Raw genomic sequence first — 21,770 nt, 5'->3', positions numbered from 1 at the left:
TGAAGCTGCAACGACGGCGGCACATCGCTTCACTCCCTCGGAACCTGCCTGGTGCAAGAATCGGTGCAGGTTCCGAGGGGTCTGGACGGTGGAACTCATCGAACGCGATTACGCCCTGCAGCGCCTGCACGACGCGGTCGAGCAGGCAGGGCGGGGCTCGGGGCACGTCGTCTTGATCAGCGGCGAGGCGGGCATCGGCAAGACCGCGCTCGTCCGGCATCTCATGCGCGACGCCGGTGATGTCCATCGCGTGCTGTGGGGAAGCTGCGAGGCGCTGTTCTCGCCTCGCCCCTTGGGTCCTGTCTACGACATGGCGGAAGCGCTCGACGCGGACGTACAGGCCATGCTCGGCACCGATGGGCAACGCGCGAGGCTGTTCAGCGCGATCCTCGCAAACCTGCAGAAGTCGCCGCGTACCACGCTCCTGATACTCGAAGACCTGCACTGGGCCGATACGGCCACGCTGGATCTCGTGAAATTCCTGGCCCGGCGCATCCAGCCGGTGCATGCGGTGCTGGTGCTTACCTACCGCGACGATGAGATAGGCGACAGGCATCCGTTGCGTACCGTGTTCGGCGACCTGCCGGCGGACGTGGCGATGCGCGTCCCACTGTTGCCGCTGACGGAGGCAGGCGTGGCACGCATGGCCCAGGCATCGGGATGCGCCGACGAAGGCATCTTCGCGACGACCGGAGGAAATCCGTTCTTCGTCACCGAGGTATTGAGGTCGGAAGGCGTTCCGGCCAGCGTGCGCGACGCCGTGCTCGCGCGCGCCGCGCGGCAGCCGCCCTCGGTGCGAGCGCTCCTGGACCTGATCGCGATCGTGCCCGCACGCGTGGAAGTCGCCACCGTCGACGCCGTTCTCGCCCCTCTGGCCGAGGACATCTCCACCACCCTCGCATCGGGGCTGGTCACGGCCGCCGACGGCTGGTACGCGTACCGGCACGAGCTGGCGCGAATGGCGATGGAAGAGGCTCTGGCTCCGCATGTTGCCGCGGCGCTGCACGCGCACATGCTGTCGTTCCTCGAAGCGAGCGACGGCGAGGTTCCCATGGCGCGGCTCGTGCATCATGCGGCCGGCGCGGGCGATGCCGCCGCAGTACTGAGATATGCTTCCGCCGCCGCGGAGGAAGCGATCTCGCATCATTCCCACTGCGAGGCGGCGAAACTCTATGGCGTGGCGTTGACCCACGCCTCGGCACTGCCGCCGCGCGAACAGGCGGAACTGCTGGGACGCCGCTCCTACCAGTGTTACCTCACGGACCAGGCGGAAGAAGCCATGTGCGCAAGCTTGCGTGCGCTGGCCATCTGGCGCGACCTCGGCGAGCGTACGCAGGAAGGGCGCACCTTGCGCTGGTTGTCGCGCCTGCAATGGTTCGCCGGACGCAACCGCGAGGCCGAAGCCTATGCGGACCAGGCGGTGGCTCTGCTCGAGCAACTGGAGGAGGGCAGCGAGTTTGCCTGGGCACTCAGCAATCGCGCGCAGCTGTACATGCTGGCCGGGCGCACCGGCGACGCGGTGGCATGGGGAACCCGCGCCATCGGGCTCGCGAAGCGCATCGGCGACACGGAAGCCTTGTGCCATGCCACGAACAACGTGGGGACGGCCATGCTCGCCCATGGCGAGACGAATGGCAGGGCACTGCTCGAGGAAAGCCTTTCCATGGCGCTGGCGCATGGCTACAGCGAACATGTGGCACGGGCATACGTCAATCTGGCGAGCACCGAGGTCACACGGCGCGACTATGAGGTAGCGGCACGCACCATCCAGGAGGCCACCACGTACTTCGCCGAGCGCGAACTCGATTCCTGGGCGAACTACGTGCTGGCCTGGAAAGCGCGGCTGGATTTCGAGCAGGGCCGCTGGAACGATGCAGCCCGGCTCGCCGGCCAGCTCATCGTCCGCGATGCGGTGGCGCCGGTGACGCGCATTCCCGCGATGGCCGTCCTGGCGCGCATCCGCTTGCGCCGTGGCGATCCCGGCGCCGCCGAACTCATCGACGAAGCCAGCGCACTCGCCAGCACGACGGGCGAACTGCAGCGCCTGGCGCCCATCGCGGCGGCGCGCGCCGAAGCGGCATGGTTGCGCGGCGACGCAGGTCTCGGCGACGACTGGGTACGGCGCACGTATGAGATGGCGGAGCACCTTGGCGACCGCCGCGAGCTGGGTGAGCTGGGCTTCTGGTGCTGGAAGCTCGGAGAAGGCAAGGGGACTTACAGGGAGGTCGACGATCCCTACGGCATGCAATGCGACGGCGACTGGAGGGCCGCCGCCGCGGCCTGGACCCGTCTTGGCTGCCCTTTCATGCGAGCGATGGCCTTATGGGACGGCGACGAGGACAGCAAGCTCGAAGCCCTGGCGATCTTCGAGGGCCTGGGGGCCTGCGCCACGGCGAGGCTTTGTCGGGCTCGGTTGCGACAGGCCGGCGTGCGTGGCGTGATGCGGGGTCCGAGAGCCACGACCGCCGCGAATCCCGCCGGTCTCACCACGCGCGAATGCCATGTGATGAGCCTGCTTGCCAGCGGACTGTCGAACGCCGAGATCGCACAGCGCATCGTCCGTTCGGAGAAAACCGTCGAGCACCATATTTCGAACATCCTGCGCAAGCTGGATGTGTGCTCCAGGGGCGAGGCCGTCGCTGCGGCGAGCCGGCTCGGCTTGACGGACCGTCAAGCCTGAAGCAGTCGCCGCAAGGCCGCCTGCACGATGCCCGAGAACTTGGCCGGTTCGCCATAGGCACGGGCGGTCAGCATCGCGCCGTACACCGTCGACATGAATGATTCGGCTTCGGCGCTGGCCGCTCCCTTCAAATGGAAGACGCCGGCCTGTGCGCCTGCCGTGAGCACGGTCTCGAGCCAATGCGACAGGTCGCGGAAATGGGCACGAACACCGTCGGCAAGATCCTCGGGCAGCGATGGCAGTTCGCAGGCGAGCATGCCCGCCACGCAGAAGGGCGCGGATGCGTCGGCGATGCACTTCTCCCAGTAGCCCGTATAGAACTGCAACTGCCTGAGCGGATCGAAAGCCGCCTCTTCGAGCAGCCGGATCTGTTCGACGATGCCGGCACGCGACTGCTCGACGGCCGCTCGCGCTAGATCGGCCTTGGCCGGGAAGTGGTGATGGATGCTCGCCTTGCGGACCTGGACCTGCTCCGCGACGTCCGCGTAGCTGAAGCCGTTATAGCCGCGGGTCTGGATCAGGTAGCGGGCCGAGTCGACGAGTCGGTCGCGGGTATTCATGCTAGAGAAACCTACCATTAGATAGGTAGACTTGCAAGTTATGAATTCTTCATTGACGCTCAAACCTACCAACTAGTAGGCTGTTTCCTCCTTCAAGCGAGGCAATGGCATGAACTTCCTTCAACGTTTTTATTTCCTGCGCGCCGCAGTGGCCTTCGTCTGGGTCGCACTGGTGATCGTTCTCTCCCGGCTCCAGGCACCCGCTGCGGTCACCGGCGCGCTGCTCGTGCTTTATCCGTCCTGGGATGCCGCGGCGAACATGCTCGATGCGCGCTGTTCGGGTGGCCTGCGTGCCAATCCGGGCCAACGACTGAACGCCGCGGTCAGTCTGGCCACCGCGCTTGCTCTGGCCGTTGCCCTCGTCGTGGGAGGAAACGCCGGTGGCGTATTGATCTTCGGCATCTGGGCCTTGTTGTCGGGCCTGCTCCAGCTATTCGTCGGGATCCGGCGCCGCGCTCTGGGCGGACAGGCATTCATGATGATCAGCGGCGGCCAATCGGCCCTTGCGGGCGTGGTGATGACCATCCAGGCCTTCGGCAAGGCGCCGACGATCGCGCAGCTCGCACCTTATGCGGCCTTTGGCGGCCTCTACTTCCTGCTGGCGGCACTGCGGCTGGCCTTCAGGCGAACGAGCCCGGCGCCGCAGGGCTGAGTACACCGGTCGCGATGCATGTCGGCCGAGGAGGGAGGGGTCGGGTCCGTACAAGCCAGCTGTGGCGGCCCGTGACAGCATGGATATACCCCATCCCGAGGTTAGCGTCATGCCAGAGCAATCTATGCAAGCCGCATGGATCGCCGATCCCATCGGCGGCGACTTTTCGATCCGCGTTGGCGATACGAAGGCGCCGGCGCCCCGCGACGACGGCTTTCTGGTCGCTGTCGAGGCCGTGGGCCTCACCTTTGCCGAGCCGACCTGGGCCACGAACGGCACGCTACCGTTGCCGGACGGATCGAAGAGACCGCTGCCGGTGATCATCGGGCACGAATTCGCCGGCCGCGTGGCTTTTGCCGGCGCGAATACGTCCGGCTTCGCCGTCGGCGACCCGGTGTTCGGCCTGATCGATTTCTGGCGGAACGGTGCGGCGGCCGAGCTGGCGAGTGTCTTGCCGGGCGAGATCGCCCGCATGCCCGACGGCGTGACCAGCGTCGATGCCTGTACCCTTCCCATCGGCGCGCTCACGGCGTGGCAGGCCTTGTTCGATCATGCGAGGCTGGCGAAAGGCGAGACCGTGCTGATTCACGGCGGCGCCGGAGCGGTCGGCGCCTTCGCCATCCAGATCGCGAGGGATGCCGGCGCCCGGGTGGTCGCGACGGTGAAGGGAAAGGACGCGGTGTCCTTGTGTCTCGCGCTCGGTGCCGAACACGCGATCGACACGGACGTCGAACGATTCGAGGATGTCGCGGGGGCGGTGGACGTCGTGTTCGACACCGTGGGCCACGACCTCCTCGAACGCAGCTGGGCATTCCTGCCGCGCGGTGGCCGGCTCGTGACGATTTCCGGCGAGGCGGAAGACGCGCCATCGCCCGAGCGTGCGGCCGCCCTCGGCATCGAAGCGTACTGGTTCATCGTCAAGCCCGACCCCGGGCAGCTGGGCCAGATCGTCGCCATGGTGGCGGACGGCAGGATCGTCGTGCAGATCGATCGCGAATATCCCCTGTCCGAAGCTCCGAGGGCCTTCATGGAGGCGAACGACAGGCCGCGGCGCGGAAAGACCGTGCTCGTGGTGCGCGAGTGAATCCCGTTCGTGCGATTCCGGCAAGATAGATCAGCATTTTGCCGATAGCAAAGCCTGGGCTGCATTTCCTACAGTACCTGCGGAACCAGCCCAGGAGTTCCCATGGCACGCATCCCGCCGGTAAAGGCAGACGAGCAGAGCCGCCCGCGCAGCGCGGCGTCCTCGCTCGCCGGCGACAGACCGGCCCAGCGACGTTCGGAACATGCCTTCGGGGACAGTCCCCGACAGCTGGCCCAGGGACAGGCCGTCCAGCGTGTCCAGGACAGCCCGATGCAGGTCGCCCAGCGCCGGAAGACGGCGCGGGCCGACGGTTTGCCCGACCCGTTGCGAACGAACATGGAGGCCATGTCCGGTGTCGCATTGGACGACGTGCGCGTGCATCGCAACTCCGGCAAGCCTGCCCAGATGCAGGCGCACGCGTATGCGCAGGGGCGCGACATCTATCTCGGCGCGGGGCAGGAAAAGCACTTGCCGCATGAGGCGTGGCACGTCGTGCAGCAGGCGCAGGGACGGGTGAAGCCGACCAGGCAGATGAAGGAAAAGGTCGCGGTCAACGACGACACGTCGCTGGAGCGCGAGGCCGACATCATGGGCGCGAAGGCGATGCAACTCCGTGCCATGCCGGTCCAGTCCTTGTCCGCCGGCGCACCCAGCCTTGGCACGAACCCCGTGCAGCGCTTCATCAACGTGACGATGGGAACCAACACGACCAAGAAGAAATCCATCGTCGCCACCGGCAAGGTGAAAAAATTCAAGGGCGGGACGACGGCGGGCACCAGGGGCTGGATCAACGTGAGGAAATACCGCGCCTGGTACAGCATCGAGGACGACGACGACCATGAAAACACGGGCTCCGTCGGCCCCCTCCAGAATGCGTTTACCAACCCCGAGGCGGGACACGTGCTCGCCAAACAGAACGGCGGTAACGGCGGAGACCCGGAAAACGTATTTGCCCAATGCGGAGGCACGAACAACAGCCTGTACAAGACGTTCGAGAACGGCATGCGTGCCGACCTGGACAAGTACGACGACGACGATACGGTCACCTTCAAGGCCTACCTGGTCGGCACGAACATGAAGGAGGGCGTCATCGCGGACAGCGGACTCAGCAGCGCCAGCGAAATCTCGTCGGACGAGTCGTCCAGCGATTCCAGCGACTCCGATTAGAAGGGTATGCCGCGCTGCCGATGGCGACGATCATGAGCAGTCGGCATCTCTCTTCTCCATTCTTTCCGATTTTGCCCATACGTGCCTTCACGATTGCCTAATACTCGGGTGAAGGGCGGGGGAACGGCCTAGCAGCACGTCACTTGAACCATGTCCCGGCCCGATCGGGCCGGGCACGCATGCCGTATTCCTTGTCAGAAACGCACGATGACCTACTGACAGGGGAGATATGCGGTCGATGAAGATGCGTGTGGTACTTGGAGACGACCATGCCATGATGCGCGAGGGCCTCGTCGCCCTGTTGCAGCAGGAGCCGGACATCGAGGTCGTAGGGCAGGCGAGCCACGGATTGGAACTGATGCGGATGGCTCGAAGCCTGCTTCCGGACGTCGTGATTGCCGACGTCGCCATGCCCATGATGGGTGGCATCGAGGTGGCCCGGAGGGTACGCATCGAGTTGCTGTCGAGCCGTGTCCTGTGCCTGTCCGCCACGGCGTTGCATGGCCAGGTCCTGGAAGCACTGGAAGCCGGCGCGCTCGGTTATGTCCTCAAGAACAATGGCTACGGCGAACTGACCCGTGCCATTCGCCATGCCTACCGGCATCAGGTTTTCCTCAGCAGCGAACTGGTGGCCCCGGTGATGAATGCCTGCCGCGCAGGGCAGTCGTCCGGCTCGGACACGGCCGGCCAACCCTTGACCTGGCGGGAGCGGGAGGTTACGCGGCTGTTCGCCGAGGGCTGCTCGACACGGGAAGTCGCCAGCCGGTTGCATATCAGCGCCAAGACCGTGGCGACGCACCGCTCGCACGTATTCCGCAAGCTCAACATCCACAGCGTGGCCGATCTGACCCGCTATGCGGTCAAGGAAGGCATGACGTCGCTGGGCTAGGAAAACGAAACGTCAATATCAGCATTCTGCCGATAGGGACCCTCCGGTCGAAGGGGTAGCCTAGCTTCAACGTTTCTCAAGGGGGCGTTCAAAGGGGCGGCGCGTGATCGACCAGGTTCTGGAGCTGTTGGCCAGGCATCTCAACGGGCACTTCCGGCGGATGCTGCACGTGACCGAGGACGTGGCCGTCGTCTCCAACCTTCAGGAAATCGGCGGTACGCCGGTCACGTCCTCGACGAACAAGCTCGTCCTGTTCCTCAGCGGCATCGAACGCGACACGCTGGCGCACCGGAGCCGGGAGGCATCCTGGGGCGGTGCCGACGGCATCGTGCAGCGCGCGGCACCCGTCTACCTGAACCTCCTGGTGATGTGTGCCGCCAACTTCAGCGGCAACCACTACCCCGAAGCGTTGAAATTCCTTTCCGCCGCGATTGCCTACTTCCAGGGAAATCCCTCGTTCGATCACCAGAATACGCCGGACATGGATGCACGGTTGGAGGGATTGGCCCTGAACATGGAGAACCTCAGCAGTCATGACATGCACAGCCTGTGGAGTATCCACGGTGGACGCTACGTTCCGTCCGTCCTGTTCCGCGTGCGCATGATCACGCTGCAGTCCGGCGTCGTTCGCGGCCGCGACGCTTCGATCTCCCAGGTCGACGCCCAGGCGCGGCCATGAGCCCGGCGGCACGCTTTCGCATGCTCATGCGCGTGGAAGTGCGGCATGCATTCTTTGCCGACGGTTATGCACGTCGCCTCGTCTTCAGGGCGCATGCCGGGACGACGACCTTCCTGCAACGGTTCGGCGCGATCGTCCGTCGCGACGACTACGCACTGGCCATCGGCGTCGACGATGCCCGGCTGCCGGGATTGTGGAGCGAACGCATGGACGGCGATGGACCGCGCCTGTTGCGCTTCGACCTGTATTGCGGCGATCCGGCGCACGGCTACTACACCGAGCCGGTGACGACGTCCGGCGAAGGGGAAGACGATGGTGTGCTCGTGGCGCCGCTGGACCTCGATGCCGCCACCCCCGGCCGCCTCAACCCGCCGCTCGCCACGCTCGCGCTGCCTCTGGTCCCGGAAGGCGCGAACAGTCTCGAAACCTGGTCGTCCGCCCTCGATACGCGTTACCGGCTGCGCTTGCGCAGCCCCCGTACCGTCTGGAAGTACGTGCTCGCGGGGGACTGGCAGGGGCGCGAGCTGTCGATCGTGGATGCGCGTGGGGAGATCGGATTCACCGACATGAAACGGGAGGTCCTGCCTGACGGGCAGGCGGTCATGGTCGCGCGTTCCGTCGCGCCGATCGATCTCCATGAGCGCCCTCCGCAACGCTTCCAGTTGCGCGACGTCACCGCGATCCCCGAACGAACCCTGATTTCCCGTTTGCCCGGCGCCGCGCCCCAGCGTCTGTGGCGCGAAACGGTGGAAGGCGAACCGACCGTCGTGTCGGAAATCTTTGTCCATAGCTAGTTCACTGACAGGAGCCCGCGATGGGTGCAATGAAGACACCGGGTGTCTACATCGTCGAAAAGAATGCGTTTCCCAACTCGGTGGTGGAGGTCGCCACCGCCGTGCCCGCATTCATCGGCCATACCGAGATAGCCGATAACCGCAGCAAACCGCTCGCATTCAAGCCCTGGCGTATCAGCTCGATGGCGGAGTACCACCAGTACTTCGGCTTCGGCCCGAGCCCACGCTTCAATATCGTGGAAAAGACCGACCCCTCGCTGCTGGCCGACTTCAAGGCCATCGGCAAGGACAACAAGCCCGTCGAGTACCTGCTCGAGCAGCCCGAGGGCAAGGATGGCGGAAAGTACACGCTGTACAACGCCATGCGGCATTTCTTCCAGAACGGCGGCGGCCCCTGCTACATCGTCTCGGTAGGCGATTACGCCTCGGACCTCGACCCGGACAAGTTCGCCCGCGGCATCGACGAGCTGCTCAAGGAGCAGGAGCCGACCATGCTCCTCGTTCCCGAAGCCGTGCTGCTCAAGCAGCCCGAGTGCATCGGCCTCCAGCAGGCCATGCTGCAGCACTGCGGCGAGAAGATGAAGAACCGCGTCGCCATCCTCGACGTGTGGGGAGGCGACAAGCCGCGCAACGACCCCGGCGGCGATCCGGTCGACCTCTTCCGCAACAGTCTCGGGATCAATTTCCTGGCCTATTCGTCCGCATACTATCCGTGGCTCAACACGACGGTGGTCGGCGACAAGGAGTTGAGTTACGAGAACATCGCCAGCGCCGACGTGCTGCAGATGCTCCTGCGTAACGAGCTCGGCCTGCCCGAGGCCGCTCCCGACGGCGCGCCGATGAGGGAGAAGGAGCAGATCCAGGCGATCGCGGACATCACCAAGGACTGGAGCAAGGTCGATCCCGCCCCGGCGCCCGACGCGATCCTCGCGAACAAGGCCCTGCTCAACAAGACCCTGAGCACGATCAGTCCGTTGTTCGGCACGGTCATGGAGCTGGTCAAGGGCAAGCTCAACCTGATGCCTCCCAGCCCGGCCATGGCCGGTATCTACACGATGGTGGACAACAGTCGCGGCGTGTGGAAGGCGCCCGCCAACGTCAGCCTCGCCGGCGTCGTGTCGCCCTCGGTGGCGATCTCCGCGGTCGACCAGGAGGACCTGAACGTCACGACGCAAGGCAAGTCGATCAACGCGATACGCTCGTTCATCGGCGAAGGCGTGCTGGTCTGGGGTGCGCGCACGCTCGACGGCAACAGCCTCGACTGGCGGTACGTCAACGTGCGCCGGACCATGATCATGCTGGAAGAGTCGTGCCGGCTGGCGGCCAAGGCCCTCGTGTTCGAGCCCAACGTGGCGAACACCTGGGTCACCATCAAGAGCATGATCCAGAACTTCCTTACCAGTATCTGGAAACGCGGTGGTCTCGCCGGCGCGGTGCCGGACGATGCATTCGGCGTGTATTGCGGCCTTGGCGAGACGATGACGCCGGACGACATCCTCGAGGGCATCCTGCGCGTCACCGTCCTGGTCGCCATGGTGCGCCCGGCGGAATTCATCGAGATCACCTTCCAGCAGCAGATGCAGAAATCCTGATGCATTGATGGAGTATTCCCATGGCAGATGACGGTTCGCAGCAGTCCACCAGCATATGGCCCTTGCCCAAGTTCTCCTTCCAGGTGAAATGGGATTCGGCCGTGATGTCCTTCGAAGAAGTGTCCGGCCTCGATGTCGAAGCCCAGCCCATCGAGTACCGGCACGGCGACAGTCCGGCATACACCACGATCAAGATGCCGGGGCTGAAGAAATACAGCAACGTCACCATGAAAAAGGGTGTGTTCAAGGGCGATAACAAGTTCTGGGACTGGTTCAACAAGATCAAGATGAACACGATCCAGCGTGTTCCGGTGACGATCAGCCTGCTGGACGAGTCCGGGAAGCCCACGATGGTCTGGACCCTCGCCAACGCGTGGCCGACCAAGATCACCGGCACCGACCTGAAGGCGCAAGGCAACGAAGTGGCGATCGAGACCATCGAGATCGCACACGAGGGCCTGACGATCGCCAATGGGTGATCCCGCGGCATGGCCGGCCGATGTCGTCAAGGAAGACAAGCTCGGGGCGCTGCTGCCGGCGGCGTTCCAGTTCAGCGTCAGCATCGGCAGCGGTCCGGCCAGCGTCGACACATCGTTCCAGGAGGTATCCGGCCTCGAACTGACCATGGAGGTGGACGAGTTGCGTGAGGGGGGCGAGAACCGCTTCATGCATCAGTTGCCCACGGGGGTGAAACAGACGCGGTTGACGCTCAAGCGCGGCATCGCGTCTACCGATTCGCCGCTGGTGGGGTGGTGCAAGAGCACGCTCGAAGGCGGCCTGTCGGTGGCGATCAAGCTCGCGCCGGTCACGGTGAAGCTGCTCGACGCGACGGCCACACCCCTGCGGACGTGGTCGTTCGCCAATGCCTATCCGGTTCGCTGGGAGATCGACAGTTTCAATTCCACCCGCAACGAGGTGGCGCTCGAGACCATCGAGCTGGCCTACCAGTACGTACAACGAAGCGATTGAGGCCGATCGTGACGATCGAGATTCGACAGATGGTGATCAAGTCCAGCGTCGGTTCCGGCGAGGCCAAGGCGCCGGCGAAAAGCGCGGAAAAAGCCGGCGCGGCCAGCGACGACTGCGAGTGCGACGTGGACTGCGAAGGTGGCGGTGGCATGCAGGAGCGCCAGAAGATGCGCTCCGCCATCGCGTTGGAGTGGGAACGGATGCGGGAGCGATGAATGGCGGCGAATCTCTCCTCGGGGAAATCGCAACTGAAGATCACGGTCTGCGACATCAGCGGCGATGCGCCCAAGGCGACCGGCGATTCGATCTCGCTGCTGATCAATCCGTCGGAAATGACCTGGGTGCGCCAGACCGAGTTTGGCGGCTGCGTGCCCATGGGGGATACCGGCAGCGGGCGCAATTTCGCGAAGATGCAGCCCGACACGCTGGATTTCGTCACGGTGTTCGACGGCACCGGCGCCGTTCCGATTCCCTCGAACATCCAGTTGCCCGCCGAGGTCGAAGACCAGCTCGCGAAGCTGGACACGATCATCCACAAGTACAACGGTCCCCAGCACGAACCCAACGTGGTGCAGGTGCTGTGGGGAACGCTCGTCTTCTACGGCCGTGCAACGAGCATCTCCACCGATTACACGCTCTTCCGTCCTAGCGGCGCCCCGTTGCGCGCCAAGGTGACGATGTCGTTCCAGGGCTTCAAGAAGCCGCTCGAAGCGGCCCTCGAAGCCGACATGCAATCGCCCGACCTCAGTCACGCGGTGGTCGTGAGGGATGGCGACACCCTGCCGCTGCTGTGCCATCGCATCTATGGCGACAGCCGCTACTACGTGGAGGTGGCCCGGTTCAACGGATTGCAGACGTTCCGTGCCCTCGCGCCGGGCCTGACCCTGCATTTTCCGCCGCTGGACTGACCCATGGCCGATTCCCCCAATACACACGCCGCCGGGCCGGTGCGCCTGACCATCGAGACCGGCGGCCAGAAGCTGGCGAGCCTGCCGGTGGTCGCGGTGACCGTCCGCCGGGCGATCAACCGCATCCCCTGGGCGGAGATCGTCATCAGTGACGGCGACATGCCGACCGGAAGCTTCGCGCTGAGCGACGCCGCGACCCTCGTGCCGGGCGTGGCGCTGACGATCAGTGCCGGGTATGGAAACGACGAAGGCACGATCTTCAGCGGCATCGTCGTGCGCCATGGCCTGAGGATCGACGGCAAGGCCAGCTCGCGCCTGGTGCTGGAATGCCGCGATGCGGCGACCCGCATGACCATCGGGCGCAACAACGCGAACTACCTGGCGCAGAAGGACAGCGACATCATCAGCGGCCTGGTCGCTGCCCATGGCCTGACGGCATCCGTGACCGCCACCTCGACGACCTACGACGAGCTGGTGCAGTTCTACTGCAGCGACTGGGACTTCATGCTGGCACGCGCGGATGCGAACGGCCTGCTCGTGAACGTGGACGCCGGCAGCGTGAACGTGAAGCCGCCGACGACGTCCGGGGCCGCGGTACTCTCGGTCGGGTGGGGCACCGAACTCATCGCGTTCGAAGCGGACATGGATGCGCGCACCCAGTATACGGCCGTGCAGGCCGTGTCATGGGATCCCAAGCAGCAGGCGATCGTGGAGGGAAACCCGGCCTCCCCGGCGAGCCTCAATCCGCAAGGCAACCTGACCGGGTCCACCCTCGCGGAAGTCGCCAGTCCGGCCAAGTACGTGCTCCAGACCAGCGCGGCGCAACCATTGGCCGGGCTCACCGACTGGGCCAAGGCCACGCAGCAGAAGGCGGCACTGGCGCGTATTCGCGGGCGGATGAGCTTCGTGGGAAGCGCGGCGGCGGTTCCCGACAGCCTTATCGAGGTGAAGGGCGTGGGCGCGCGCTTCAGCGGTTCGGTCTATGTCACGTCGATCGAACACACGCTCGGCAGTGGCCACTGGACGACCCAGGTCGAATTCGGCCTGCGCCCGGAGTGGCACGTGGAGCGCGACGACGTCGCGGCACCGCTCAACGGCGGACTGCTGCCTGGCGTGAGCGGACTGCAGATCGGCGTGGTGGTGAAGCTCGATGGCGATCCCATGGGCGAGCAGCGGATACAGGTCAAGATTCCCGTCATGCAGGCGACGACGCCCGGGATCTGGGCCCGCCCGTTGCAGTTCCACGCCTCCAGCGGATTCGGCGCCTTTTTCATGCCCGAGGTCGACGACGAAGTGCTGGTCGGCTACCTCAACGGCGATCCCAGCAGTCCGGTGGTGCTGGGCTCGCTCTACAGCAGTTCCCGTCAGCCGCCTTACACCATCGAAGCGCAGAACAACACCAAGGCGATCGTCACGCGGTGCCTGCACAAGATCGAGTTCAACGAGAACGACAAGATCATCACGGTGATCACCCCGGGCAACAACCAGGTCGTGCTGGACGACAAGGACCAGTCCATCACCGTTCTCGACCAGCACAACAACAGCGCCAAGCTGTCCAGCGCGGGTATCGCCCTGGACAGCCAGTCGGACATCAAGCTCACGGCCAAGGGCAACGTGACGATTTCCGCCAACGGCGCGATCGATATCGCCGCCACGGCCGACCTGAAGGCGACCGGCATGAACGTCACCTGCGAAGCGCAGGCGGCGTTCACGGGAAAGGGTTCGGCGTCCGCCGAACTTTCCGCCGCCGCGACGACCACGGTCAAGGGCGCGATGGTCCTGATCAATTGAGGAATCCCGATGCCGCCCGCCGCCCGCCTGACCGATATGCATACGTGCCCGATGGTGACACCCGGCGTGCCGCCGGTTCCCCATGTGGGCGGCCCGATCGTCGGCCCCGGCGTGCCGACGGTGCTGATCGCCAAGCTGCCGGCCGCGGTGCTGGGCGACACGGCGACCTGCGTCGGTCCGCCCGATGCGATCGTCAAGGGATCGGCCACGGTGATGATCGGCGGCAAGCCCGCGGCGCGCATCGGCGACACGACCGCGCACGGCGGCAGCGTCGTCCTGGGTTGCTTCACCGTCATCATCGGAGGGTAGACATGTCGAGCTTCCTGGGGAGGGGCTGGAGTTTTCCGCCGCGGTTCGACCCGCGCACCAAGGAAGCGGTGATGGTGGCGGACGAGACCGACATCGCCGAAAGCCTGCACATCCTTTTCTCGACGAACCCCGGGGAGCGGGTCATGTTGCCGAACTACGGCTGCGACCTGCGCCGCATGGTGTTCGAGGAGGCGAACGAACAGACCGTCACCGAGATCAAGGAGCTCATGCGCAAGGCCATCCTGTTCTACGAGCCGCGGATCGTGCTGAACCGCATCGAAGCGCAGCTGGTCGACCCGCTCAACGGCAAGCTGGAGATCGCCCTCGACTACACGGTGCGCGGCACCAACAGCCGGCACAACCTCGTGTATCCCTTCTATCTGCACCAGGCCACCCACCCGGTGCGGGCCTGATCGCGCGCGGAAGCCATGAACAGCGGAACGCAACAGGACGAACGCCTTGCCGACGCACTTCGTCGCGGCTATGTCGTGCCCGACGAATTCAGCCTGGCCGAGCGCATCCGCCTGATCCTCGGCTATGCGGCCCATGTCCGCTTCGCCACCGGCGACGGCGGCACCGCCGGGTGCTGGGACGACGCGCTCCTTCGCGACGAGAGCGTGGTGCTCGCGGATATGGCGTCCTTCCCCCTGGACCAGGCGAAGCAGGCGTTTGCGGAGGTCTGGGGATGGGCTGACGAACGGCACCTGTGGTGGCGCGTGCGCCAGGTGGTGTCCCGCGTCGACGGCTGGTGCCGCTGGCTCGCCCGCCACGAGACCCGGACCGCGGTGCATGTGTTGCAGGCGACCATGGCGGCCATTGGAAACAACCTGCGCGATCTCCTGCACGAGGCGGTCCGCTCTTTCGGATGGGACGAACCGTCGGCCAGGGAAATGCATCCGGCGTGGCGCATGGATGCCGTGGCCGACCGCGGGGGAAGCGTGCCGAGGGGCGGCCGTAGCCGCAGGTCGCTGCTGCGGCGCTTGTGGGGCGCCCTTTGCGTGTCGCTCGCGCGCTTGCAGCCGATCGCGTTGTCGCAGCTTCCGCCAAGCCTCGCCAACGGAAAGCACGAACCCGCGATGGGCCTGCTCATGGCCGCCCTGGAGATCTTCCAGGCATCGCGGACGGAGGTGAACCGCTTCCCCGAGCGCCTCACCGATTTCTATTTCCTCGATATCCTGCGCATGCGCCCGCGGCGCCCACCGGAGGAGCGCGTCTACCTGCGCTTCACGAGGGACGCCACGTACGCGCCGCCCGTGTACCTGCCGCGCGGGACGCGCTTCGTCGGTGGCAAGGACATGCATGGGCAGGGCATCGAGTTCGCCTCGGACCACGCGCTGGAAGTGACCGACAACGAGGTCGCCGCGCTTTACAGCCTGCGCATGGACCACGATCCCCTGATCTCGCCGGAACGGGAGTTCGGCTATGCGACGCGCGCGCTCGCGCAGGAGATTCCGCTGCGGTCTCCGGACGCGGCCTATGTCGGGGAGCCGTCGTGGTGGCCGCTCCTGGGCGGCGAGGCCAAGGGCTCGGCGGCCGGCGCGGCACATGCCAGGCTCGGTTTCGCCCTGGTGTCGCCGATGCTCGCGCTGAAAGAGGGCGACCGCAGGGTGCGGCTGCTGCTTCGCCTGTCGCATCCGGCCGTCGACGACGACAACCTCGCCGCGCTGCTGCGTCGCGAAGCGGGAGCGCGCGATGCCGCGTGGCTGGCGGACGTCTTCGCCCGTTTCGATGCCGCCGGGATGCGGCTGCACGCGGATGCCTTCGGATCGACGCCGGCATCCCCGGCTGCGCAGCGCGCCGAGGCGGCGTGGGGGCGCGCGCCGCGTACCGAGGGCGACGTACGCCTGTGCTATCTCGTGGCGTCCTGTCTCGCGCAGGACGACGCGGACCGGTTCAAGGCCTGCCTGGGCCGCCTGTTCGCCGCCTGGCTGATAGCCGGCAACGAAGCGTTGCACCCACGGGACACCGCCGCCTTGCGTGCTCGCGCGGCCGGCCTGCTCGGCGGCGGCGATGCACGGGCCGTCGAACTGGACGATCCCCTGATCCTGATCTACCCGCACGAGCACGACGAAGGCCAGGGCGGTCCCGACCGCGAACTGATCTTCAACAGGGTGTTCCGCGGTGTCTGGCAAGCCGAATTCAGCGTTGCCGACGGTTGGCTGGTGCCGGGCGACGTGCTTGCCGTCCGCCGGACGAGCGAGGGCTTCGGCTGGGGCGGATGCATCGAGTTGTCCATTCATCTCGGCCAGGAACAGCCGCCGGTCGTGTCGTGCAAGCCGTCCGTGCACGGCACGGCGTGCCCGGAGCAACCGGTGCTGCGGCTGACCTTGCAGACGCGTACGCGCCTGTATGCATTCAGCCTCCTGGAACAGGTGGTACTGCACGACATCACGCTGTCGACGCATGTCGCGGGCGTGCGCGGCCTCGTGATCTACAACCAGCTGGGCCGGCTCGACGCCGGCAAGCCCTTCCAGCCTTTCGGGCCCTTGCCCGCCGTCGGCGACTACTGTCTGTTCGGCAACGATGAGCTGGCCGGCAAGCCGCTGCGCGAACTTCGCCTCCATGTCCTGTGGGGACGGTTGCCGGGCGAGGAGGGAGGTTTCGCGGCGTGGTACCGCGATTATCCGGGTTCCTGGTCCGCGTCCGGCTTCCAGGTCAAACCCGCGATCCTGCGTGACGGACAGTGGCGAAGCGGAGAAGGCTTGCAGAGCCTGTTCCACGGCGAACGGCACCTGAGCCCGGACGCCACGCTTTCGCTGCCCGGCAGCGACCTCTCGCTCTACCATCGCGCGCAGGCGTCGGTGCCCGAACCGTTCGCGTTCGGCACGTCCACGCGCAACGGATTCTTCCGGCTCGAACTCGCCGGTCCGCAGGCGGCGTTCGGACATGCGCTGTATCCGCGGCTGCTGTCGGAAACCATGGCCGGCAACGCGCGATCCCGTCGAGCCGGGCTCGTGAGGCCGTTGCCGAACGAACCGTACACGCCGACGGTCGACCAGGTATCGCTGGACTACGTGGCCAGCGAACGGATCTCGCTGAAGGCGACGACCCCTTCGTCGTTCGGAAAGCTGATGCACCTGCATCCTTTCGGGTACGACACGCCCCGCGCGAGGCCGGGGATGGACGGGGTACCGCTGCTGCCGCGTTACGTGCACCAGGGCAACCTGTACATAGGGCTGTCCGGCACCGATCCGTGCGGCGCCCTGAGCCTGTATTTCAGCCTCCGCGCGGAGAGCGCCGCCGAGAGCTGGCAGGCGCCGTTGCCGGCGACGAGCTGGGCCGTCTGGAGCGAGGGCGAGTGGCGCGAGCTCGAATCCGAGCGGGTATTGTCGGACGGCACCATGGGCTTCCTGCGCAGCGGCATCGTCGCTGTCGATCTGCCCGCCGGCATGACGCGCGACTGTCCGCAGTGGCCGGGCCGGCTGTACTGGATACGGCTGAGCGCCGACGGTGTCCTCGAACGCCTTGCCGGTCTCTATGGCATCTATACCCAGGCCATCACGGCCACTCGCGTCCACCGGCGCGGCGCGGGAGACTCGACGTTGCCGCTGGCTCCGGGGAGCGTGCGGACGCCCCTGCAACCTGTCGGAGGCCTTCTCTCCGTGCAGCAGATCGGCCCGTCGTTCGGCATCGCCCAGCCGGAGACGCCGGGCATGCTGCGCGTTCGCAGTGCGGAACGGCTGCGGCACAAGGACCGGGCGAGCACACCATGGGATTACGAGCGGCTCCTGCTCGATGCGTTTCCGGACATCTTCAAGGCGAAGTGTTTCGTCAACGGCGAAGCGGGCCAGGCCGCGGTATCCGGCGGCCCCGGAGGAGTACTCGTCGTGGTGGTTCCGGCTCCGCAGCGGGGCATCTTGTTCCACAGCACGGACGCGCCGCATTTCGATGCGGCGGTACTCGAGGAAATGATGGCCTACCTGCGCGAGCGCAGCGCGCCCGGATTGCGGATCGTCGTTCGTAACGCGGTCTACGAATACATCCAGGTGCGCTGCACGCTCCGGCTGGTGAATGGCGCGCATCCGGGCGCCGCCCTGTTCCGCGCGAACCGCGCCGTCGTGGAATACCTGTCGCCCTGGCACGAGGACGGGTGCCGGGCCAGTTTCGACTGGGAGGTGCGTGCCGAGGCCATCGAGGCGTACCTTCGCGGATTGGACGATGTCGAGGCGATCGGCTCGATGTCGCTCCTGCACATCGTCCGTCGCGACGACAATACGTACCGGCTCTACGATACCGGCCGTGCGCGCGCCGGTGCGCCGGTGCGCATGGTGCGTCCCGCGCAGTCCTGGAGCCTGGTGCTGCCCAGGCCCAGGCACCTCATCGAGCTGGCCGGTGCGGGCGCCTCCCGCGACGAACAGCCGACCGGCGTAGGCAGGCTCGAGATCGGCGGCACGTTCATCATGGGCGGTGCGGGACGATGACCATCCGCAACCGCGAATCCCTGCGCAGCTATTTCGCCGACGGGTCCCTGCCCACGCAGGCGCACTTCGCCGACCTGATCGACTCCATGCTCAACATGAGCGACGAGGGCTTCAGCAAGTCGGTCGAGCGCGGTTTCGAGATTTCCGCCGCGGCGGGTTACGAAGCCTTGTTGAGCTTCTTTCGCGACCAGGACCCGGACGCGCCGCTGTGGTCGGTCGGCTTCGGCGGCGCACAAGGCCAGCTGCTCATCCGTTCCAACCAGCCGCCTGCCGGCGACGCGGCTCCCGAGGCGGTGCCCCCCTTATGGACGCTCGACCCCTCGGGCCGCGTGGGCATCCGACGCGCCCAGCCGGAGGAGGCGCTCGACGTGGACGGCATCGTGCGCAGCAAGGGGCGACGCGGAAGCTATGCGCGCTCGCCCGCCGTCGCGCTCCTTGCCAACGGGCAGTGGCAAGACCTCACCGACGATCTGGATGGCTGCCAGGCCTTCGAAGTGACCGCCGGTGCCGGCCATCAGGGCGAAGGGCATTTCGCCCTCGTCCACGCGGTCGCGCTCAATGCCTACAATCCCACGCTCGGCATCTTCGACTTCTTCAATCGCAAGCGGGGTATCGACGCGACCCACGCGTTCTATTCCCGCCGGTGCGACCGGCTGCAACTCCGCTGGCACGGCACCCATGGCCGCAACGCGGTGTATCGCTTGCAGGTGCGCACCGGATGCGACTACGGGAAGGGCATCGCGATCAAGGCGCATGTCACCCAGCTCTGGTTCGATCCGCACATGGACGGAGAGCGCAAGTGATCGTTCCCGCGGCGGTCATCCCAAGACATCGCGTCGACGATCCCCTGGCGTACGACGCGTTGCGGGCGCGTGCGCTCGCGGCGTTGCAGGAGCTCAGCGGCGAGCAGTGGACCGATTACAACTACCACGATCCCGGCGTCACCTTGCTGGATGCGTTCTGCTTCGCGCTGACGGAAGACATCTTCGGCGCGCGACAGCCCCTGGCCGACCTGTTGAGCAGTCCGGACGGACGTATCCACTACCGCGCGCTCGGGCTCCGCGCGGCCGAGGATATCCTGCCTTGCCGTCCTTGCACCGCCATGGATTACATGCGCTGGCTGCTCGACCGCGTCCCCGGTGCCTTGCAGGCGCATGTCCGGTCGCATGCCGGCGACGGCCTCTGGCAGGTTCAGCTGGAGGTGGCGACGCCGGACGATGCCGTCGCCGCCGCCGCGCGTGCGTATTGGGCGCAGCGCAACCTGTGCGAAGACCTGGACGGTCTGCCCAGCGTGCTCCAGCCGCGCTGGTGCACCCTGAACGTCCATCTCGGTATCGAGGGAACGCGCGCGCCGGAAGAGATACTCGCCGAGCTGGTCGAACGGTGTGCGAGGTATGTGGATGCGGCGCCGGAACGCCTGTCCTTGTCGACGCGCCTGGCCGAGGAGGGCAGCGACGTCTCCCTTGCCGATGTGCTCGACGGACCGCGCCTGCACCAGGGGTGGATCGAGACCGAGCGCCTCGCGCTGGACCGCGACGGCCGGATTTACTTCGGCGACCTGGCCCGCATCGCGCTGTCGGTGGAAGGGGTTTTCGAAGTCGCCCGCATCGATCTTGACGCCGACGGCCTGGCAGGGACCGGCGACGCGCTGCCGCGACGGGGCGACGGCTGGGTACTGCGCCTGCGTTGGCCGGACCACCGCGACGCGATAAAAAACTGGACGGTCCACCGGCGCGGCAATCGCATCGCCGTCGCGGCGGATGCGCTGCTGCAGCGGCTCGACGACCTGCGGCGCAACGGGCAGGGGCGGGCGACGGCCGACAGCGCACCCGAGATGCCGGGGTCGCCCTTGAACCGCCCACAGGGGAACTACGTGCCGCCCCGGCCTTATGTGTCGCTCCTCAAGCAATTGCCGCACATCTACCGCGAGCGCTACGCCGCCGCCTCGACCGCCCAGTTCCACGCCTACGTGGCCTTGCTCGAACAGTGGCTGGCCCATGGCGGCGCGCAGACACGCTACCTTCGCGACCTCTACACGACGCGACCGCGGCCACGCGCCAGCTACGCATGGGACGTACTTGCCGACGCGCAGCTCGCCGGTCTGGAAGCGCTGTACACGACCGACCGCGAGCGGCTGCGCGAACAGGTCTTCGCGGCCGCCGACGATGCGCTCGAGCGGCGCGGCCGCGTGCTCGACCACCAGCTGGCGTTGTACGGGGAGGGGTGCTGGCAAGGCAGCATCCGTCCGTTCGGATGGTATTTCAGCGCGGAAGGCTGGCGCGCGCACCTGATCGAACAGAAGCGTCTGTTCCTCGTGCGCATCGCGACCCTGACGCGCGACCGCCATGGCGGGATCGACTACAGCAGGCGCTCGCTCGGGCGACGCGGCAACACGCCCGCCCTGCAACAGAGGGTTAGCCTCCTTCTCGGGTTCAAATACCACCACAGCCGCCTGCTGATGAAACCGATGAAGAGCGCGGGTGTCGCACTGGCGGCCGAAAGCGCGCGACTCGAAGCGACCCAGGACGCTCCGGCAGAGGCGCATCCCCCCGTCGTCTGGGGGCCGGGACGCCATCGCGTGGTGGAAGCCATGGGGCCGGGCCTCGCCAGTGCCGCGCGAGCGCTGGCACAGTATTTTCCGACACTGGATCCGGCCGCGCTGCCTCCCGCCCTGTTGCGCAGCGCGGTGCATGCCGAGCGCTATCGCCACGCGGATGCGACCGCCCTCTGGCTGGGCAGCGACGAGCAGGGACCGAGCTGGGTGTTGCCGCTGCGATCGCCGCGCGCATCGGCCGAGGCAGCCGCGATGTGCCTGCACGAATTCGCCTGCCGCCTGCAGCTGGAATGCGAAGGCATGCATCTTGTCGAACACATGCTGCTTCGTCCGCCGGCAGCGGACGAAGACGATCCCCCCGTGGACTTCTACCCCCATCGACTGACGGCCGTGTTCCCGGCCTGGACGGCTCGCGGACAGCATGCGTCTTTCCGGCGCGTCGCCCTGGAGACGCTGACGCTGAATGCCCCGGCGCATCTTCGCGTCGAGACGGTATGGCTCGATGCGCGGGCGATGCGCCATTTCGAGCGGCGGTATGCGGCCTGGCTCGAAGCCATGCAGAGCTATGGCTCGCACCGGCTGGCCCACGCCGCGGAAACCGCTGCGAGTGCCACGCGCGTGGAGCGTTGCGCGCGCTCGCTGCGCCGGCAGATATGGCGCGAGCTGCAACGAGGGCTCCCGGCATCCCCCGCCGAACCGGACCGTTCGACGTGAGCCGCCA

19 protein-coding genes are annotated in these 21,770 nt (G+C 66.4%); 18 read left to right on the top strand and 1 reads right to left on the bottom strand.

Annotated features, from left to right (window positions below; genetic code table 11):
- Positions 1–88 precede the first annotated feature (88 nt).
- Positions 89–2,680: an AAA family ATPase gene (locus HBF32_RS04435; protein ID WP_166698408.1), complete on the top strand. Its 2,592-nt coding sequence runs from the start codon at positions 89–91 to the stop codon at positions 2,678–2,680.
- On the opposite strand, the gene HBF32_RS04430 is transcribed toward HBF32_RS04435, so the two are convergent.
- Positions 2,671–3,240, bottom strand: a complete 570-nt coding sequence (locus HBF32_RS04430; RefSeq protein WP_205287698.1) for a TetR/AcrR family transcriptional regulator — start codon at positions 3,238–3,240, stop codon at positions 2,671–2,673. The genes HBF32_RS04435 and HBF32_RS04430 overlap by 10 nt on opposite strands.
- A 109-nt stretch (positions 3,241–3,349) precedes the next feature.
- On the opposite strand from HBF32_RS04430, the gene HBF32_RS04425 reads away from it, so the two are divergent.
- The 17 genes from HBF32_RS04425 to HBF32_RS04345 all read left to right on the top strand — a co-directional run bounded on the left by HBF32_RS04425 (position 3,350) and on the right by HBF32_RS04345 (position 21,763).
- The gene (locus tag HBF32_RS04425) at positions 3,350–3,892 is read left to right on the top strand and encodes a DUF308 domain-containing protein (protein WP_166698407.1); all 543 of its coding nucleotides are present in this window, start codon (positions 3,350–3,352) and stop codon (positions 3,890–3,892) included.
- Positions 3,893–4,001: 109 nt separating this feature from the next.
- Positions 4,002–4,976: an NADP-dependent oxidoreductase gene (locus HBF32_RS04420; RefSeq protein ID WP_166698406.1), complete on the top strand. Its 975-nt coding sequence runs from the start codon at positions 4,002–4,004 to the stop codon at positions 4,974–4,976.
- Between the two features lie 102 nt (positions 4,977–5,078).
- Entirely contained in the window at positions 5,079–6,143 is a 1,065-nt protein-coding gene (locus HBF32_RS04415) for an eCIS core domain-containing protein (RefSeq protein ID WP_166698405.1), read from the top strand.
- 238 nt (positions 6,144–6,381) lie between these two features.
- Complete coding sequence (locus HBF32_RS04410; protein ID WP_166698404.1) at positions 6,382–7,032, top strand: response regulator; 651 nt, start codon at positions 6,382–6,384, stop codon at positions 7,030–7,032.
- Positions 7,033–7,135: 103 nt separating this feature from the next.
- Positions 7,136–7,711 carry a Pvc16 family protein gene (locus HBF32_RS04405; RefSeq protein WP_166698403.1) on the top strand — a complete coding sequence of 192 codons (576 nt, stop codon included), beginning with the start codon at positions 7,136–7,138 and terminating at the stop codon, positions 7,709–7,711.
- Entirely contained in the window at positions 7,708–8,505 is a 798-nt protein-coding gene (locus HBF32_RS04400; protein ID WP_166698402.1) for a hypothetical protein, read from the top strand. The genes HBF32_RS04405 and HBF32_RS04400 overlap by 4 nt, the downstream gene beginning before the upstream one ends.
- 20 nt (positions 8,506–8,525) lie before the next feature.
- Positions 8,526–10,097 (top strand): phage tail sheath family protein, encoded by a 1,572-nt coding sequence (locus HBF32_RS04395; protein ID WP_166698401.1) that lies wholly within the window; start codon positions 8,526–8,528, stop codon positions 10,095–10,097.
- A 20-nt stretch (positions 10,098–10,117) separates the two neighbouring features.
- On the top strand, positions 10,118–10,576 hold the full coding sequence (locus tag HBF32_RS04390; RefSeq protein WP_166698400.1) for a phage tail protein: 459 nt from the start codon (positions 10,118–10,120) through the stop codon (positions 10,574–10,576).
- The gene (locus HBF32_RS04385; protein ID WP_166698399.1) at positions 10,569–11,066 is read left to right on the top strand and encodes a phage tail protein; all 498 of its coding nucleotides are present in this window, start codon (positions 10,569–10,571) and stop codon (positions 11,064–11,066) included. The genes HBF32_RS04390 and HBF32_RS04385 overlap by 8 nt, the downstream gene beginning before the upstream one ends.
- 8 nt (positions 11,067–11,074) lie before the next feature.
- The gene (locus tag HBF32_RS04380; RefSeq protein WP_166698398.1) at positions 11,075–11,281 is read left to right on the top strand and encodes a DUF5908 family protein; all 207 of its coding nucleotides are present in this window, start codon (positions 11,075–11,077) and stop codon (positions 11,279–11,281) included.
- Positions 11,282–11,974, top strand: a complete 693-nt coding sequence (locus tag HBF32_RS04375; protein WP_166698397.1) for a CIS tube protein — start codon at positions 11,282–11,284, stop codon at positions 11,972–11,974.
- A 3-nt stretch (positions 11,975–11,977) separates the two neighbouring features.
- Complete coding sequence (gene vgrG / locus HBF32_RS04370) at positions 11,978–13,765, top strand: type VI secretion system tip protein VgrG (RefSeq protein WP_166698396.1); 1,788 nt, start codon at positions 11,978–11,980, stop codon at positions 13,763–13,765.
- A 9-nt stretch (positions 13,766–13,774) separates the two neighbouring features.
- Positions 13,775–14,074, top strand: a complete 300-nt coding sequence (locus tag HBF32_RS04365; protein WP_166698395.1) for a PAAR domain-containing protein — start codon at positions 13,775–13,777, stop codon at positions 14,072–14,074.
- Between the two features lie 2 nt (positions 14,075–14,076).
- Positions 14,077–14,487, top strand: a complete 411-nt coding sequence (locus HBF32_RS04360; protein WP_166698394.1) for a GPW/gp25 family protein — start codon at positions 14,077–14,079, stop codon at positions 14,485–14,487.
- A gap of 15 nt (positions 14,488–14,502) precedes the next feature.
- The gene (locus HBF32_RS04355) at positions 14,503–18,495 is read left to right on the top strand and encodes a baseplate J/gp47 family protein (RefSeq protein WP_166698393.1); all 3,993 of its coding nucleotides are present in this window, start codon (positions 14,503–14,505) and stop codon (positions 18,493–18,495) included.
- The gene (locus HBF32_RS04350; RefSeq protein WP_166698392.1) at positions 18,492–19,298 is read left to right on the top strand and encodes a hypothetical protein; all 807 of its coding nucleotides are present in this window, start codon (positions 18,492–18,494) and stop codon (positions 19,296–19,298) included. The genes HBF32_RS04355 and HBF32_RS04350 overlap by 4 nt, the downstream gene beginning before the upstream one ends.
- Positions 19,295–21,763, top strand: a complete 2,469-nt coding sequence (locus HBF32_RS04345; protein ID WP_166698391.1) for a hypothetical protein — start codon at positions 19,295–19,297, stop codon at positions 21,761–21,763. Before HBF32_RS04350 ends, HBF32_RS04345 begins: the two co-directional genes overlap by 4 nt.
- Positions 21,764–21,770 lie beyond the last annotated feature (7 nt).

The sequence above is a fragment of the Luteibacter yeojuensis genome (assembly GCF_011742875.1).
Lineage (GTDB): Bacteria > Pseudomonadota > Gammaproteobacteria > Xanthomonadales > Rhodanobacteraceae > Luteibacter > Luteibacter yeojuensis.
Note: the sequence above shows the minus strand (reverse complement) of the source record. Positions and strands in the feature narration are given on the sequence as shown.